13 protein-coding genes are annotated in these 12,993 nt (G+C 61.8%); 12 read left to right on the forward strand and 1 reads right to left on the reverse strand.

What is annotated here, in order from left to right; translation table 11 throughout:
* The first annotated feature begins 13 nt into the window (after nt 1–13).
* From ileS to ispH, 4 genes are all read left to right on the forward strand, one after another.
* Nucleotides 14–2,845 carry an isoleucine--tRNA ligase gene (ileS, locus tag BLU85_RS24505; protein ID WP_092204232.1) on the forward strand — a complete coding sequence of 944 codons (2,832 nt, stop codon included), beginning with the start codon at nt 14–16 and terminating at the stop codon, nt 2,843–2,845.
* Entirely contained in the window at nt 2,838–3,350 is a 513-nt protein-coding gene (lspA, locus tag BLU85_RS24510; protein ID WP_092204233.1) for a signal peptidase II, read from the forward strand. Before ileS ends, lspA begins: the two co-directional genes overlap by 8 nt.
* Nucleotides 3,343–3,780 (forward strand): FKBP-type peptidyl-prolyl cis-trans isomerase, encoded by a 438-nt coding sequence (gene fkpB / locus BLU85_RS24515; RefSeq protein WP_060740558.1) that lies wholly within the window; start codon nt 3,343–3,345, stop codon nt 3,778–3,780. The genes lspA and fkpB overlap by 8 nt, the downstream gene beginning before the upstream one ends.
* 206 nt (nt 3,781–3,986) lie before the next feature.
* On the forward strand, nt 3,987–4,934 hold the full coding sequence (gene ispH / locus BLU85_RS24520) for a 4-hydroxy-3-methylbut-2-enyl diphosphate reductase (RefSeq protein WP_060740559.1): 948 nt from the start codon (nt 3,987–3,989) through the stop codon (nt 4,932–4,934).
* Here the strand turns inward: ispH and BLU85_RS24525 are convergent.
* Nucleotides 4,888–5,427 carry a GspH/FimT family pseudopilin gene (locus BLU85_RS24525; protein ID WP_092204234.1) on the reverse strand — a complete coding sequence of 180 codons (540 nt, stop codon included), beginning with the start codon at nt 5,425–5,427 and terminating at the stop codon, nt 4,888–4,890. The two genes, ispH and BLU85_RS24525, sit on opposite strands and share 47 nt — an antisense overlap.
* 157 nt (nt 5,428–5,584) lie before the next feature.
* On the opposite strand from BLU85_RS24525, the gene BLU85_RS24530 reads away from it, so the two are divergent.
* From BLU85_RS24530 to BLU85_RS31860, 8 genes are all read left to right on the forward strand, one after another.
* Entirely contained in the window at nt 5,585–6,058 is a 474-nt protein-coding gene (locus BLU85_RS24530) for a GspH/FimT family pseudopilin (protein WP_092204235.1), read from the forward strand.
* Nucleotides 6,055–6,516 (forward strand): type IV pilus modification protein PilV, encoded by a 462-nt coding sequence (gene pilV / locus BLU85_RS24535; protein WP_092204236.1) that lies wholly within the window; start codon nt 6,055–6,057, stop codon nt 6,514–6,516. The genes BLU85_RS24530 and pilV overlap by 4 nt, the downstream gene beginning before the upstream one ends.
* Nucleotides 6,513–7,238 carry a PilW family protein gene (locus BLU85_RS24540; protein WP_092204237.1) on the forward strand — a complete coding sequence of 242 codons (726 nt, stop codon included), beginning with the start codon at nt 6,513–6,515 and terminating at the stop codon, nt 7,236–7,238. The genes pilV and BLU85_RS24540 overlap by 4 nt, the downstream gene beginning before the upstream one ends.
* Before the next feature lie 14 nt (nt 7,239–7,252).
* Nucleotides 7,253–7,723 carry a pilus assembly PilX family protein gene (locus tag BLU85_RS24545; protein ID WP_092204238.1) on the forward strand — a complete coding sequence of 157 codons (471 nt, stop codon included), beginning with the start codon at nt 7,253–7,255 and terminating at the stop codon, nt 7,721–7,723.
* Nucleotides 7,710–10,808, forward strand: a complete 3,099-nt coding sequence (locus BLU85_RS24550) for a pilus assembly protein (RefSeq protein ID WP_092204239.1) — start codon at nt 7,710–7,712, stop codon at nt 10,806–10,808. Before BLU85_RS24545 ends, BLU85_RS24550 begins: the two co-directional genes overlap by 14 nt.
* 9 nt (nt 10,809–10,817) lie before the next feature.
* Complete coding sequence (locus BLU85_RS24555) at nt 10,818–11,219, forward strand: type IV pilin protein (RefSeq protein ID WP_092204240.1); 402 nt, start codon at nt 10,818–10,820, stop codon at nt 11,217–11,219.
* A gap of 57 nt (nt 11,220–11,276) precedes the next feature.
* The gene (thiO, locus tag BLU85_RS24560) at nt 11,277–12,377 is read left to right on the forward strand and encodes a glycine oxidase ThiO (protein WP_092204241.1); all 1,101 of its coding nucleotides are present in this window, start codon (nt 11,277–11,279) and stop codon (nt 12,375–12,377) included.
* Nucleotides 12,378–12,612: 235 nt separating this feature from the next.
* Nucleotides 12,613–12,885: a DUF6124 family protein gene (locus BLU85_RS31860; RefSeq protein ID WP_371914256.1), complete on the forward strand. Its 273-nt coding sequence runs from the start codon at nt 12,613–12,615 to the stop codon at nt 12,883–12,885.
* Nucleotides 12,886–12,993 lie beyond the last annotated feature (108 nt).

A 12,993-nucleotide genomic window follows, 5' to 3' on the forward strand; every position in this document is an offset into this window, starting at 1 on the left:
TGAAGAGCCTTAAATGACCGACTATAAAGCCACGCTAAACCTTCCGGACACCGCCTTCCCAATGAAGGCCGGCCTGCCTCAGCGCGAACCACAGATTCTGCAGCGTTGGGACAGCATTGGCCTGTACGGAAAGTTGCGCGAAATTGGCAAGGATCGTCCGAAGTTCGTCCTGCACGACGGCCCTCCGTACGCCAACGGCACCATCCACATCGGTCACGCGCTGAACAAGATTCTCAAGGACATGATCATCCGCTCCAAGACCCTGTCGGGTTTTGATGCGCCGTATGTCCCGGGCTGGGACTGCCATGGCCTGCCGATCGAGCACAAGGTCGAAGTGACCCACGGCAAGAACCTGGGCGCGGACAAGACCCGCGAGCTGTGCCGTGCCTACGCCACCGAGCAGATCGAAGGGCAGAAGTCCGAATTCATTCGCCTCGGCGTGCTGGGCGACTTCGCCAACCCGTACAAGACCATGGACTTCAAGAACGAAGCCGGCGAAATCCGTGCCCTGGCGAAAATCGTCGAGGGTGGTTTCGTGTTCAAGGGCCTCAAGCCGGTGAACTGGTGCTTCGATTGCGGTTCGGCCCTGGCCGAGGCGGAAGTCGAGTACGAGAACAAGAAGTCCTCGACCATCGACGTCGCGTTCCCGATCGCCGATGAAGACAAGCTTGCCGCCGCGTTCGGCCTGGGCAAGCTGGCCAAGCCGGCGTCGATCGTGATCTGGACCACCACCCCGTGGACCATCCCGGCCAACCAGGCGCTGAACGTCCACCCGGAATTCACCTACGCCCTGGTGGACGTTGGCGACAAGCTGCTGGTGCTGGCCGAAGAACTGGTCGAAGCCTGCCTGGCCCGCTACAACCTCGAAGGTTCGGTGGTTGCCACCGCCCCGGGGTCGGCGCTGGAACTGATCAATTTCCGTCATCCGTTCTATGACCGCCTGTCGCCGGTGTACCTGGCCGACTACGTGGAGCTGGGTGCGGGCACTGGCGTGGTTCACTCCGCGCCGGCCTATGGCGTCGACGACTTCGTGACCTGCAAGAAGTACGGCATGGTCAACGACGACATCCTCAACCCGGTGCAGAGCAATGGCGTGTACGCGCCGTCGCTGGAGTTCTTCGGCGGCCAGTTCATCTGGAAAGCCAACCCGGTCATCGTCGACAAGCTGAGCGAAGTCGGCGCGCTGCTGCACACCACCGTCATCGAACACAGCTACATGCACTGCTGGCGCCACAAGACCCCGCTGATCTACCGCGCCACCGCGCAGTGGTTCATCGGCATGGACAAGCAGCCCACCAGCGGCGACACCCTGCGCCAGCGTTCGCTCAAGGCCATCGAAGAGACCCAGTTCGTACCAGCCTGGGGCCAGGCGCGCCTGCACTCGATGATCGCCAATCGTCCGGACTGGTGCATCTCCCGCCAGCGCAACTGGGGCGTACCGATCCCGTTCTTCCTGAACAAGGAAAGCGGCGAGTTGCACCCGCGCACCGTCGAACTGATGGAAGTCGTGGCCAAGCGCGTCGAAGCCGAAGGCATCGAAGCCTGGTTCAAGCTCGATGCCGCTGAGCTGTTGGGGGACGAAGCACCGCTGTACGACAAGATCAGCGACACCCTGGACGTCTGGTTCGACTCCGGCACCACCCACTGGCACGTGCTGCGTGGTTCGCACCCAATGGGCCATGAGAGCGGTCCGCGCGCCGACCTGTACCTGGAAGGTTCGGACCAACACCGTGGCTGGTTCCACTCGTCGTTGCTGACTGGTTGCGCCATCGACAACCACGCGCCATACCGCGAGCTGCTGACCCACGGTTTCACCGTCGACGAGTCCGGCCGCAAGATGTCCAAGTCCCTGGGCAACGTGATCGCGCCGCAGAAGGTCAACGACACCCTGGGCGCCGACATCATGCGCCTGTGGGTGGCCTCCACCGACTACTCCGGCGAGATGGCCGTTTCCGAGCAGATCCTGCAGCGCAGCGCGGACGCCTACCGGCGGATCCGCAACACCGCGCGCTTCCTGCTCTCGAACTTGACCGGCTTCAACCCGGCCACCGACCTGCTGCCGGCCGAAGAAATGCTTGCGCTGGACCGTTGGGCCGTGGACCGTACCCTGTTGCTGCAACGCGAATTGCAGGAGCACTACGGCGAATACCGCTTCTGGAATGTCTACTCCAAGATCCACAACTTCTGCGTGCAGGAGCTCGGTGGTTTCTACCTCGACATCATCAAGGACCGCCAGTACACCACCGGCGCCAACAGCAAGGCCCGTCGTTCGTGCCAGACCGCGCTGTTCCACATCAGCGAAGCGCTGGTGCGCTGGATCGCGCCGATCCTGGCGTTCACCGCCGACGAGCTGTGGCAATACCTGCCGGGCGAGCGTAACGAGTCGGTGATGCTCAATACCTGGTACGAAGGCCTGACCGAATTGCCCCAGGGCTTCGAACTGGACCGTGCCTATTGGGACCGGATCATGGCGGTCAAGACCGCGGTCAACAAGGAAATGGAGATCCAGCGCGCGGCCAAGGCCGTTGGTGGCAACCTGCAGGCCGAAGTGACCCTCTACGCTGAAGAAGCCCTTGGCGGCGACCTGGCCAAGCTGGGCAACGAGCTGCGCTTCGTGCTGATCACCTCCACTGCCAGTGTCGCGCCGTTGGTGCAGGCGCCGGCCGATGCGGTGACCACCGAAGTCAGCGGCTTGAAGCTCAAGATCGTCAAATCGAACCACACCAAGTGCGCCCGCTGCTGGCACTGCCGCGAAGACGTCGGCGTGAACCCGGAGCATCCGGAAATCTGCGGTCGTTGCGTCGACAACATCAGCGGTGCTGGCGAGGTTCGCCACTATGCCTAACGCAGCGGGCCGTTTCGGACGGCTGGGCTGGCTCTGGTTGAGCGTGCTGGTACTGGTCATCGACCAGACCAGCAAGTTCTACTTTGAAAGCTCATTGACCCTGTACCAGCAGATCGTGATCATCCCTGATTACTTCAGCTGGACCCTGGCCTACAACACCGGGGCGGCGTTCAGTTTCCTGGCAGACAGTTCCGGCTGGCAGCGCTGGCTGTTCGCCCTGATTGCCGTGGTGGTCAGCGCCGTGCTGGTGGTCTGGCTCAAGCGCCTGGGGCGCAATGAGACCTGGCTGGCCGTGGCGCTGGCCTTGGTGCTGGGTGGTGCGTTGGGCAATCTCTATGACCGCATCGCCCTGGGTCACGTCATCGACTTCATCCTGGTGCATTGGCAGAACCGCTGGTATTTCCCGGCGTTCAACTTTGCCGACAGTGCCATCAGCGTGGGCGCCGTGATGCTCGCCCTGGACATGTTCAAGAGCAAGAAAACCGGAGAAGCCGTCCATGACTGAGCAGCGTATCGCTCAAAACACCGAAGTGAAGCTTCACTTCGCCCTGCACCTGGAAAACGGCGACACCGTCGACAGCACCTTCGACAAGGCCCCGGCGGTGTTCAAGGTCGGTGATGGCAACCTGCTGCCAGGCTTCGAAGCGGCGATCCTCGGTTTCAAGGCCGGCGACAAGCGCACCGTGGTCGTGCCACCGGAAAACGCCTTTGGTCAGCCCAACCCGCAAAACGTGCAGACCATGCCACGCTCCCAGTTCCAGGACATGGAGCTGTCCGAGGGGCTGCTGGTGATCTTCAACGACGCGGCCAATACCGAGCTGCCGGGTGTGGTGAAGGCGTTCGATGACGCCCAGGTGACCGTGGACTTCAACCATCCGCTGGCGGGCAAGACCTTGAACTTCGAAGTGGAAATCCTCGACGTCAAGGCGGTTTGAGATTTAACAGGCAGTTCCTGCTGCCAACCGATTCACTGTGGGAGCGAGCTTGCTCGCGATGACGGAGTCACTTTCAATACAGGGGTGACAGACTCACCGCCATCGCGAGCAAGCTCGCTCCCACATGGGATTTCCTTGTTTTCGGGCCTTTCGCTCGATCAACAGGCAGGCATTCAATTTCTTGCGCGCAAGACACGAGGCACAGCATGCAAATCAAACTCGCCAACCCCCGTGGTTTCTGCGCCGGAGTGGACCGGGCGATCGAAATCGTCAACCGCGCCCTGGAAGTCTTCGGGCCGCCGATCTACGTGCGCCACGAAGTGGTCCACAACAAATTCGTCGTCGAGGACCTGCGCAGCCGCGGGGCCATTTTCGTCGAGGAACTGGACCAGGTGCCGGACGACGTCATCGTGATCTTCAGTGCCCACGGGGTTTCCCAGGCCGTGCGCAGCGAAGCCGCCGGCCGGGGCTTGAAGGTATTCGACGCGACGTGCCCATTGGTGACCAAGGTGCACATCGAAGTGGCGCGCTACAGCCGTGACGGTCGCGAGTGCATCCTGATCGGCCATGAAGGCCATCCGGAAGTCGAAGGCACCATGGGCCAATACGATGCCAGCAACGGCGGTGCGATCTACCTGGTCGAAGACGAGGATGATGTTGCGGCCTTGCAGGTACGCAACCCCGATAGCCTGGCTTTCGTGACCCAGACGACCCTGTCCATGGACGACACCAGCCGTGTGATCGACGCCCTGCGCGCGCGCTTTCCGGCCATCGGCGGCCCACGCAAGGATGACATCTGCTACGCCACCCAGAACCGTCAGGATGCGGTCAAGCAACTGGCCAACGAATGCGATGTGGTGCTGGTGGTCGGCAGCCCGAACAGTTCCAACTCCAACCGCCTGCGCGAGCTGGCCGAGCGCATGTCCACGCCCGCTTACCTGATCGACGGTGCCGAGGACATGCAACGCAGCTGGTTCGAGGGCATCGAGCGTATCGGCATCACCGCCGGTGCTTCCGCGCCGGAAGTCCTGGTGCGTGGTGTGATCCAGCAATTGCAGGCTTGGGGCGCCACCGGTGCCGATGAGCTGGCTGGTCGCGAGGAGAACATCACGTTCTCGATGCCGAAAGAGCTGCGCGTGCGCTCCCTGCTTTAAGTCCTTTTTCGCACAGCGCCTGTTTGGCTTCGACGCTTTCCAGGCGCACGCGGCCGGAAGGCGCCAGTATCACTTGATGATGGCTGACCGGCCCGCGTTTGGCGCAGACATGCAGCGTGCCTGCCTGGAATGCGCCGCTTGGGTGCAGGGCTTCCCCTTGGCTGCCGAACCTCACCCGGCGTTTCACCGGCTGGTTGCCGACCACCCGGGCGCTGGCTCTGCGCTCCATCAGCACGGTCTTCTCCTTATCGTCCAGGGTGATGCGCCAGCCCCGGCCCCAGTCGTTGTCTATCCCCCTGAGCACGACCGTCCGGTTGCGCGTGATGGCCTCGCTGCGCGCGCTGCGTAACCCGCTGATCAGCAACTGCGCGGTGTCCTTGCGATCGATGGATGCGATCAGTTCTTTGTAGCCCGCGCTGGCCCACGGCAGAACAATTGCGGCAATTGCCAGTCCCATGAGCAGCTCGATCAGGCTGAAGCCCTGTTGGTGCATGACATCTCCTCCCTGGAGAATGTGAAGCGGATTCAAGATTAATGGCCCATTGTGGCGAGGGGATAAATCCCCTCACCACAGGGCAGTGTCGAGCACACGGCGGTGGTTTGTTCTAGCGTGTAGAGGCAGGTATAGCCGACGGCAACGGAGGGCACCGATGGATCTTCGTACAAAAGGTTTCACGCTGGTCGAGGTGCTGGTGGCCCTTGGCGTGCTGCTGATCCTGATTACCATGGCGGTGCCGTCATTCACCGGCTCGCTGCAGAGCACCAAGGCCGACACTGAGGTCGACGACTTGCGCCGGGCGCTGAACTTTGCCCGGCTGGAGGCGATCGACCGAGGTATCACCACGCGCATCCGCCCCACGGTCGAGGGCAGCGTCTGGAGCGGCGAACTGACGGTGTATGACAGTACTGGCACGCCGGCCAATGTATTGCGGGTTGTTCCAGCGATGAGCAGTGGCGCGACTCTGACGCTAACCTCAGCAGTGAGCAACATCGATTTCAACAACCTCGGCGGGTTATCGGCACCGGCCACGCCGGTGAGTTTCAATTATGTACGAGGGGCGCAGAGCAGGACGCTGAGTGTCTGCCTTAATGGAAGAATCGTATTGGGTGGAAGTTGCGGATGAAGGATTGCAGTAAAAGGGCACAGGAGGGCATGACGCTGATCGAGGTGCTGGTGGCGGTGCTGATTCTCGGTGTCGGCTTGCTGGGGGCGGCGATGATCCAGCTCAACGCGCTCAAGTACACCGACAGTTCGCGCATGACCAGCCAGGCCAGCTTCATTGCCTACGACCTGCTGGACCGCATTCGCGCCAACTCCGGCGCCGACTACACCGTCACACCGCCCAGCTCGCCGAACCTCAACGTGGCCCGGGACCAGGACCTCTACGATTTCAAGACCAACATCATCGCCTTCGGCGGTGCCACGGCCACCGGCACCATCGCCCTGAACCAGCGGGTCTACACCATCACCATTTCCTGGGACGACACCCGGGCCGCCAACACCACCAACGCGGCCGAGGCGCGGCGCAGCTTCGTACTGACCAGCCGCGTCGCCGTCGATCCGCCGGGGACGCCGCCATGAACAGGCGTTGCCGGGGATTCGGCCTGATTGAATTGATGATTGCCCTGGTGCTCAGCCTGATCGTCATCCTGGGTGTCGTGCAGATTTTCATCGCCGCCAAGAACACCTACATCAGCCAAAGTGCGGCAGCAGTGATGCAGGAGGACGCCCGGTTCGTCCTGAGCAAAATGGTCCAGGAAATTCGTATGGTGGGCATGTTCGGTTGCCTGGGGAGCATCACCGATGCGTCCTCGGCCGGGGATTTCAATGCCAGCCAGATCACGCCGATCCGCTGGGACAACGCCAACCTGAAGCTGACCCTGGTCACGGCGGATGTCGGTGGCGGTGGTGGGGCGCCGACCTGGACCGTCGTTTCCGATTGTCGGACCTCGGCCACTGCCTACACCGGGATCAGGGCGCCGGCGGCAGGACAGATGGCGTTCCCGATCCGACGTTTGGTCTACAGCTTCAGCAATAACCAGTTACTGATGGGCGTCCAGACAGCCGGCGGTCCAGCCAACCCGACCATGGCAGTGCTGGTGGATAACGTCCGCACGTTCAACGTGACATTCGGCGTCGCCGGCAGCTCGACGGACATCGCGGCCTCCAGCTACAGCAGCAATCCGGCCGACCCTGCACTGATCCGCAGCGTGCGCCTGACCCTGACGCTTTTTGATCCAAGGAACGCAGTGCGCGAGCAGACATTCAATGTGGTTGCCGCCTTGCGCAACCGGTTGCTATGAAGGAGTTGACTTCGATGGGGCAGGTGCACCGCCAGCGGGGTATGGCATTGCTGGTCAGCCTGGTCTTCCTGTTGCTGCTGACGTTGATCGGTCTGTCATCGATGCAGAACGCCACCCTCCAGGAAAAGATGACCAGCAGCGTCATGCAGCGCAACCAGTCGTTCCAGGTGGCCGAGGCGGCGCTGAGGGTGGGGGAAAGCGCGGTGCAGGTCGAAACCTATTCATTGCCGGTGTGTACCACCACGACCCAGTGCGCGCCGCCGGCCGAGTCGGCGACGCTGACCGGGGCAGGGCGCAATTCGTCGTCGGGGGTGCTCTGGGTTGCCGCCGCCGGTGGGTTTTATGGCGTGCAGAACATCGGCACGACGCTTACGGCGGTCAATGTGCCGGTCAATACGTCGGCGACGCTGTACCGGATCACGGCGGTGGCGGTGGTGGGGAATAACCAGCGCAGCGTGGTGGAGAGCATTTATGCGAAGTACTGAGGTGCGCGGCAGTTGGAGGCAAGTGCTGTGGGGGGCGTTGCTCAGCCTTTACCTGGCGGCGCCGGTCTATGCGTTCACGCCTTCGGATTCGCCGTTGCTGAGTGCGGCCGCCGTCACGCCGAACGTGATGCTGCTGATCGATGATTCGGGGAGCATGAACAACATTATCTGGGCGGCGGGGTTTGATCCCAATGTCTCGCGGCCGGCGGTTCTCAATTGCAACTCCAGCAACAGCTGCTTCGGTGGAACATCTCTCGATCCGGACGATGGCAACGTCTTGCTGGCAAGTCTGTTGCGTGGTGGCTGCTCCAGTGGCTGGTATGGCTTTTACCGGGGCGCCCTGTCACGTGTCTGCCTGCGATTGCCAGACCCGGTGGGTGACGGCAATACGCGCTATACCACCAAATACCTGGCGTACCTGTTGACCCTCGCCAATGGCTCGAACCGGGACTTCACCACCGGCTCCATCCCCACCGACTACCGCATCAACGTGGCGCGGGACGTTTCCAACGACCTGGTCGCCGGTAACCGCGCCCTACGTATCGGCCTTGCTACCTTCAACCCGCCGAACAGCAGTAACTCCGGCCCCGGGGGGTACATCGCCCGCGCCATCAGCGATCTGTCACCGGTCAGTGGCAGCGTGACCCAGACCCAAGCCAACAGCAACTACAGCGCGCTGATCAATGCCATCAACGGCCTGGGTGCGGTCGCCAATACCCCGTTGGCCGAGAGCTACTACGAGGTCACCCGTTATTTCAGGGGGATGGCGCCTTACTACAATGGAACGCCCGCCACCTACACCAGCCCGATCCAGTACCGTTGCCAGAAAAACTTCGGCGTGGTGATCACCGACGGCTTGCCCACCTATGACCGGACGTTTCCCACCAACGACCCGCTGGGCTTGGCCCGGTTGCCGAATTGGGATGGCATCAATAACGATGGCGACGATCTCAATGGTGATGGCGAGGGCGATACGCTGTACCTGGACGACATCGCCAAGTTCGCCTTCGACATCGACATGCGCTCCACCGGCACAGACGCCACCGGCAAGAGCTGGAACGCCACGGATTTTCCCCGGCAATACCTCAATACCTATACCGTGGGGTTTACCGCCGCCAACCCGATGTTGTCAGACGCCGCCCGCTATGGTGCAGGCAAGTATTACCAGGCGACCGACAGCGAAGGCCTGAACTCGGCGTTGGCCTCTGCCCTGAGCGACATCACTTCCAAGGCTGGCTCCGGGGGCGGCGGCACCACCAACGCCGCCACATTGTCGAGCACCTCCAGCTACTACCAGACCACGTATGACCCCAAGGACTGGCGCGGCACCATCCGGGCGTTCGGCTTTACCTCGGCGGGCACGGTCAACACGGCAGCGGTGCAATGGACCACCGATACCGCCATCGTGCCCGGCGCCACGGCACCGATCTATCAGTCCTGGAACACCGCGACCAACGTGCCGATAACCCTGGCCTACGGCAACTTTTCGCCAGCCCAGCAAACCAGCCTCAGCCAGAACCTGCCCACGGGGATCACCGGTAATGACCTGGTGGAGTGGAGCAAGGGCGTCAACAAGACCGGCCTGAAGGTGCGCAGCGCGTTGCTGGGGGACATCATCAATTCGCCGCTGGTGTTGGCATCGCCCAATGACCAGACCGCTGCGGACCTGCTCAACGACACCAGCTATAGCACCTACCTGGCGACCAAGGCGACGAACATGAGCACCAGCCTGGTGGTGAACGGCAACGATGGTTTTTTCAGTGTCATCAACAGTGCAAACGGCACGCGGCGTTACGCCTACATGCCTTCGAACGTGCTGCCCTCGTTGCAGGACATCGCCGACACCAGCTACATCAATGGCGTGAACCACAAGTTCCTGGTGGATGGGCAGGTCGGTGTATTCGACGTGCAATCGGGGAGCGCCTGGAAGACCGTGGCCCTGGGCGGCACGGGGGCCGGAGGCAAGACGTTTTTCGCGGTGCAACTGTTCGATGCGGCGGCGGGCAATGCGTTTCGGGCGCTATGGGAAATCAGCGCGCCAACCGTTGCCAGCACCGCCAACGCCTTCAATGACCTGGGTTATGCCTACGCACGCCCCGAAGTCGCGCGCCTGGCGGACGGTCGCTGGGCGGCGTTCATCGCCAATGGCTATGGCAGCAACAGCGGCGTGGCGGCGTTGTACGTCGTGGATATCCGTGACGGTTCGCTGATCCGAAAAATCGTCATCAACAACAGTGAGACCGATAACGGCCTGTCGTCGGTCAAGTTGCGGGTCAACTCCCAGAATGTGGTGCAAGCCGCCTACGGTGGCGACCTGAAGGGGCGGATGTGGAAATTCGACCTCAGCGGCACCTCGCCCACCGCGTGGGGCCTGGCGTTCGCCGGCCAGCCGTTGTTCACCGCCCCCGGCGGCGCGACCCAACCGATCACCGTGCAGCCTCTGTTGGCAGACAATCCCCAGGGCGGCACCCAGGTTTTTTTCGGTACCGGTAAGTTCAACGAAGCGGCAGACAAGCTCAACAAGGATCTGCAAGCGTTCTATTCGATCTGGGACGCCACTGGTGGCGGGGGGCAAATCACCGTGTCGAGCCTGCAGGCCCAGTCGATCACGGGGGTGTTTTCAGGCAGCGCCGGGCAGTTCGTGACCACCAGCCAGACCGACGTGACGTACCCTGCGAAGAAGGGCTGGTACCTGCCTTTGGTGTACAACAATGCGCTGACCGGGGAGCGGGTGATCAACCCGGCCAACCTGGTGCTCGGGCGCGTGATCTTTACCACGGCCGCCGTAGACACCACCGACCCTTGTGTCAGCTTCGGCACCGGCAAACTGATCGAATTGGATGCATTCAACGGTAAGATGCTCAACTATGCGGTACTCGATACCAACAACGATGGTTCGCTCACCAGCCTCGATACGATTTCCGCCGGCGTGGTGTTTACCGGCGGTATTCCGACCCTGAGCGCCGTCGTCAGCGCCAACGGGGCCACCAATATGATCGTGAACGACTCCAGTGGCGGTATCACTGACCTGCTGGGCAAAACCGTCGGCGGCAGCCGCCGCATCATGTGGCGGCAAATACAATGAGGGCAAGGCATGCGCAGATCCAACCGGGGTTTCACCTTGATCGAAATCATGATCGTGATCGCGATCATCGGTATCGTGATCACCATCGGCTATCCGAGCCTGACCGAATACATGAAGAAGGGCCGACGCACTGAAATTGCCGGGCTCTTATCCGAGCAGGCACAGATTCTCGAGCGCTACTACTCGAAGAACAATGTCTACACCAATGCAACCGGGCTGAGCAGCGGCAACGATTTCTACACCATTACCCAGACGCTGGCGGACCAGAGTTTCACCCTGACCGCCGTACGCAAGAGCGGCTCGTCCATGGCCACGGACAAGTGCGGTGATTTCACCCTCAACAACACTGGCGCACGGGGCATGCTCAACGCCACTGCGGGGCTGACCACCAAGGATTGTTGGGGCCGCTGAGTTTCTTTCATTCGGGCGCGCTTTTGCGCCCTTTGTTTTAGTGAGTCGAATCAGAACATGACCAGGCAACAGCAAGTGGTGATCGTCGGTGGCGGAGTCATCGGCCTGCTGACGGCGTTCAATCTGGCGTCCGAAGGGCAACGTGTGGTGCTGCTGGACCGCTCCAATGTCGGCCAGGAATCGTCCTGGGCCGGCGGCGGCATCGTTTCGCCGTTGTACCCGTGGCGCTACAGCCCGGCAGTCACGGCGCTGGCCCATTGGTCGCAGGATTTTTATCCACAGCTGGGTGAGCGCTTGTTCGCGGCCACCGGGATCGATCCACAAGTGCACGTGACCGGGCTGTATTGGCTGGACCTGGACGACCAGGACGAAGCGCTGGCCTGGGCCGAGCGGGAAGGGCGCCCGCTGCGGGCCGTGGATATCTCGACGGTCCACAACGCCGTGCCGGTACTGGGCGCGGGTTTTTCCCGGGCGATCTACATGGCCGGCGTGGCCAACGTGCGCAACCCTCGGCTGGTGAAATCCCTCAAGGCGGTGTTGCAGGCGTTGCCCAATGTCACGCTTCATGAGCATTGCGAGGTCAGCGGGTTCATCCGTGATGGCGGACGTGTCGTGGGGGTGGACAGTTCGGCGGGATCGATGCGTGGCGATCAGGTGGTGCTGGCGGCGGGGGCCTGGAGCGGTGAGCTGCTCAAGACGCTAGGGCTGAAGTTGCCGGTCGAGCCGGTCAAGGGCCAGATGATTCTGTACAAGTGCGCGTCGGACTTCTTGTCGAGTATGGTGCTGGCCAAGGGGCGTTATGCGATCCCGCGTCGTGATGGACACATTCTGGTGGGCAGTACGCTGGAGCGCGAAGGTTTCGACAAGACCCCGACCGAGGTTGCGTTGGAGAGCCTGAAGGCATCGGCGCAGCAACTGATTCCGGCGCTGGCGGGTGCCGAGGTGGTGGGACATTGGGCTGGGCTGCGGCCTGGCTCGCCTGAAGGTGTTCCCTACATCGGCGAGGTTCCGGGGGTTGCTGGGTTGTGGCTGAACTGTGGGCATTATCGTAATGGACTGGTGTTGGCGCCGGCGTCGTGTCAGTTGTTCACGGATCTGATGTTGGGGCGTGAGCCGGTGATCGATCCTGTGCCGTATGCGCCGGCTGGGCGCTTGTAAGGTTCGGCTTTGATACTGCACCTGTGCCCAGATCCAATTGTGGGAGCGAGCTTGCTCGCGAAGAGGTCAGTACATACAACATTCTAGTTGAGTGCGGTCGCATCCTCACAGCCGCAGCCTGTTCGCGATAACAGTAATTCCGTGACATAGCGGTTGGATTCCCTACCGTCATCGCGAGCAGGCTCGCTCCCACATTTTCGACCTTCAACAATCACAAAATTTCTATACGCCACACATCCCTTGTGGGAGCGAGCTTGCTCGCGATGAGGCCAGCAAACGTAACATCCTCATCGACTGTGGCATCGCCTTCGCGAGCAAGCTCGCTCCCACAGGAGAAACGCGGTCCCACCCAAACCAGGTCGGCATAGACGTCGAATGCCTCCTCACCAACCTCAGCGAAACCCTGGCCTCAGCCAGCGCAACGATCAGCGACCTGGCCTTCGAACTTGAAGGCTCGCGACGGCATGTTGCCTTGGGGGTACAGCAGTTGATTGAGCTGAGCGAATGACTGGCCAATCGTGTGCTGGACGAGCGGATACCGGTGCCGGAGGGCTAGAGACCTGTGGCGAGGGAGCAAGCTCCCTCGCCACAGGTTAAGCACGGGCTTCAGGTCCGC

Origin of the sequence: Pseudomonas sp. NFACC14 (assembly GCF_900106885.1) — a bacterium.
Classification (GTDB): domain Bacteria; phylum Pseudomonadota; class Gammaproteobacteria; order Pseudomonadales; family Pseudomonadaceae; genus Aquipseudomonas; species Aquipseudomonas fluorescens_AA.

Excerpts from the sequence above, each read along its gene's own strand:
- ileS (WP_092204232.1), top strand. The coding sequence starts at position 14 with ATGACCGACTATAAAGCCACGCTAAACCTTCCGGACACCGCCTTCCCA.
- lspA (WP_092204233.1), top strand. The coding sequence starts at position 2,838 with ATGCCTAACGCAGCGGGCCGTTTCGGACGGCTGGGCTGGCTCTGGTTG.
- fkpB (WP_060740558.1), top strand. The coding sequence starts at position 3,343 with ATGACTGAGCAGCGTATCGCTCAAAACACCGAAGTGAAGCTTCACTTC.
- ispH (WP_060740559.1), top strand. The coding sequence starts at position 3,987 with ATGCAAATCAAACTCGCCAACCCCCGTGGTTTCTGCGCCGGAGTGGAC.
- BLU85_RS24525 (WP_092204234.1), bottom strand. The coding sequence starts at position 5,427 with ATGCACCAACAGGGCTTCAGCCTGATCGAGCTGCTCATGGGACTGGCA.
- BLU85_RS24530 (WP_092204235.1), top strand. The coding sequence starts at position 5,585 with ATGGATCTTCGTACAAAAGGTTTCACGCTGGTCGAGGTGCTGGTGGCC.
- pilV (WP_092204236.1), top strand. The coding sequence starts at position 6,055 with ATGAAGGATTGCAGTAAAAGGGCACAGGAGGGCATGACGCTGATCGAG.
- BLU85_RS24540 (WP_092204237.1), top strand. The coding sequence starts at position 6,513 with ATGAACAGGCGTTGCCGGGGATTCGGCCTGATTGAATTGATGATTGCC.
- BLU85_RS24545 (WP_092204238.1), top strand. The coding sequence starts at position 7,253 with ATGGGGCAGGTGCACCGCCAGCGGGGTATGGCATTGCTGGTCAGCCTG.
- BLU85_RS24550 (WP_092204239.1), top strand. The coding sequence starts at position 7,710 with ATGCGAAGTACTGAGGTGCGCGGCAGTTGGAGGCAAGTGCTGTGGGGG.
- BLU85_RS24555 (WP_092204240.1), top strand. The coding sequence starts at position 10,818 with ATGCGCAGATCCAACCGGGGTTTCACCTTGATCGAAATCATGATCGTG.
- thiO (WP_092204241.1), top strand. The coding sequence starts at position 11,277 with ATGACCAGGCAACAGCAAGTGGTGATCGTCGGTGGCGGAGTCATCGGC.